The following is a 3,069-nucleotide window of genomic DNA, read 5'->3' as shown; positions in this document are numbered from 1 at the left end:
TCCCGGGCAGGCGGTCCGCCCTGGCCTGGGCGACGGCCCCGGCCGCCCACAACGCCGCCCGCCGCTCCAGGCCCAGCGACCCGAACGCCCCCGCGGTGGCCAGCGCCTCCACGTGGCCCTCCCCCACCCCGGTCCGCCGCAACAGGTCGGCCATGGACGCGTACGGCCGCCCCTCGGCCACCCGCTCGGCCAGCTCCTCCCCGAGCGACCGCACGTAGCTGAGGCCGAGCCGGACCGCCGGTCCCTCCGGCCCCCCGCCGCCCCGGGGACCGCCCTCCAGGGTGGCGGTGGCCGCCGAGCGGTTGACGTCGGGGCCGCGGACGACCACGCCGTGGCGGCGGGCGTCGGCGACCAGGGTGTTGGGCGACCAGAAGCCCATCGGCTGGGCGTTGAGCAGGGCGGCCAGGAACGCCGCCGGGTAGTGGAGCTTCAGCCAGGCGCTGGCGTAGACCAGGTAGGCGAACGACACCGAGTGGCTCTCGGGGAAGCCGAAGTTGGCGAAGGCGGCCAGCTTCTCGTAGATCCGGTCGGCCACCTCCCCCTCAATCCCCCGCTCGGCCATGCCCGCGTACAGGCGGCCCCGCAGGCGCTCCATGCGCTCGCTGGAGCGCTTGGACCCCATGGCCTGGCGGAGCTGGTCGGCCTCGGCGGCCGTGAACCCGGCCACGTCGACGGCCATCTGCATGAGCTGCTCCTGGAACAGCGGCACCCCGAGGGTCTTGGCCAGGGACCGCTCCAGCAGCGGGTGCAGGTAGGTGACCGGCTCGGTGCCGTTGCGGCGGCGGATGTAGGGATGGACCGAGCCGCCCTGGATCGGGCCCGGGCGGATCAGGGCCACCTCCACGACCAGGTCGTAGAACTCCCGCGGCTTGAGCCTCGGCAGGGTGGCCATCTGGGCCCGGCTCTCGACCTGGAACACCCCGACCGAGTCGGCCGCGCACAGCATCTCGTAGACGCCGGCCTCCTGGGGCAGCTCGGCCAGGTCGATCTCGACCCCGTGGTGGCGGCTGACCAGGTCGACGGTGTCGTGCAGGGCCGAGAGCATCCCGAGGCCGAGCAGGTCGAACTTGACCAGCCCGACGGCGGCGCAGTCGTCCTTGTCCCACTGCAGGACGCTGCGGTCCTTCATGGTCGCCCACTCGACCGGGCAGACCTCGACCACCGGCCGGTCGCAGATGACCATGCCGCCGGAGTGGATCCCGAGGTGGCGCGGGAAGCGCTGGACCTGGCGGGCCAGCTCCATGACCTGCTCGGGGATCTCGTGCTCGACGGTGGCCTCGATCGGGCCCCAGGCGTCCACCTGCTTGGACCAGGCATCGAGCTGGCCGGGCGCGTACCCGAGGGCCCGGCCCATGTCGCGCACGGCCGAGCGGGCCTGGTAGGTGATCACGTTGGCGACCTGGGCGGCCCGTTCGCGGCCGTAGCGCCCGTAGACGTACTGGATGACCTCCTCGCGCCGGCCGGCCTCGATGTCCAGGTCGATGTCGGGTGGGCCGTCGCGCTCCGGGGACAGGAACCGCTCGAACAGCAGGCCGAGGGAGACGGCGTCGGCCTTGGTGATCCCGATCGCGTAGCAGACGGCCGAGTTGGCCGCCGAGCCCCGGCCCTGGCAGTAGATGTCGGCGCGGCGGCAGAACTCCACGATGTCCCAGACGATCAGGAAGTAGCCGGGGAAGCCGAGCTGCTCGATCATGGCCAGCTCGTGGTCGATCTGGCGCCAGGCCCCGGGGGTCCGCTCGGCGTGCCGGGGCCCGTAGCGGCGGGTCGCGCCCAGGGTGGCCAGCTCGCGCAGCCAGGTCATCTCCGTGTGCCCGGGCGGGACCGGGAAGTCGGGCAGGCGGGGGGCGACCAGCTCCAGGTCGAAGGCCAAGGCCCGGCCGAGCTCGGCGGCCAGCTCGACCGTGCCGGGGTAGCGGGCCAGGCGGGCCGCCTGCTCGAACCCGGACCGGAGGTGGGCGCCGGCTCCGGCGGGCAGCCAGCCGTCCAGGTCGGCCAGGGAGCTGCGGGCCCGGACCGCGGCCAGGGCGGTGGCCAGCCGGCGGCGGGCCGGGGTCGCGTAGTGGACGTTGTTGGTCGCCACCACCTCGACCCTGGCCCGGTCGGCCAGGCGGACCAGGGCGTCGTTGCGGGCCGAGTCGAGCGGGTCGCCATGGTCCCAGACCTCGACGAAGACGTTGTCCCGGCCGAACGCCTGGACCAGCCGGTCGAGCTGGACCGCGGCCGCCGCCGGCCCCCTCTCGGCAAGGGCCCGTGGCACCGCCCCCTTGCGGCACCCGGTCAGCACCGCCCAGTGCCCGCCGTGCAGCCCCGCCAGCCGCCCCAGGTCCCCCCGGGGCGCCCCCTTGGCTCCCGCCATCTGCGCCTCCGAGATGGCCCGGCACAGCCGCGCGTACCCCTCCGGCCCCCGCGCCAGCACGACCAGGTGCTCCCCGGCCGGGTCGGGGGTCCCGGTCCGCTTCCCCGCCTTCCCCGCGGCTCCCCGTGCGCCGAAGGGCGTCAGGGTGAGCTCGGCCCCGAAGACGGTGGGAAGGGCGAGCGCCCTGGCCGCCTCGGCGAACCGGACGATGCCGTACATCCCATCGTGGTCGGTGACGGCCAGCGCCTCCAACCGGAGCCGCGCCGCCTCCTCCGCCAGCTCCTCCGGATGCGACCCCCCATCGAGAAAGCTCGCGTTCGAATGGCAGTGCAGCTCCGCATACGGAACCACCACCCTGCTCCGCCGCCCCCGCGGGGCTGGAGCCTCGGCGGGCGACTGGTAGGGCTGGCGCCTGGATGACCAGGCTGGGGCATCTCCTCCATCCGCTTCGGGAGGCTGGTTGGGGGGAGGTGGCCGGCCGGCGAGGCGGCGTTCCAGCTCGGACCAAGGAAGCGGAGGATTTTGCCATCCCATGCGCCGGATGATCGAACATATGTTCGACTCTGACAAGTTTGGCGCTGAATTCCCGAGCGCCGCGCAGGACCCGATCTCGCAGAATTCTCTCCGCAATGTTCAATTGACAATTTCTCGTACAGATACCTCCAGATTCGCTAGTGTCCCGAGCCGAACCGCCTGCTCCGGGCGGCCGTTCG

At 73.4% G+C, this 3,069-nt stretch carries 2 protein-coding genes; one reads left to right on the top strand and one right to left on the bottom strand.

Going from position 1 to position 3,069, the window contains the following annotated elements; all coding sequences use genetic code 11:
• A partial coding sequence (locus VF468_03735; GenBank protein ID HEX5877424.1) for an error-prone DNA polymerase occupies positions 1–2,890 on the bottom strand: 2,890 nt, incomplete at its 3' end.
• Between VF468_03735 and VF468_03730 the strand changes: the two genes are divergently transcribed.
• On the top strand, positions 2,889–3,069 hold a 181-nt coding region (locus VF468_03730; GenBank protein HEX5877423.1), incomplete at its 3' end, for a hypothetical protein. The two genes, VF468_03735 and VF468_03730, sit on opposite strands and share 2 nt — an antisense overlap.

Source organism: Actinomycetota bacterium (assembly GCA_036280995.1).
Classification (GTDB): domain Bacteria; phylum Actinomycetota; class CALGFH01; order CALGFH01; family CALGFH01; genus CALGFH01.
The sequence above is the reverse complement of the archived record's forward strand: the minus strand, read 5'-3'. Positions and strand labels throughout refer to the sequence as shown.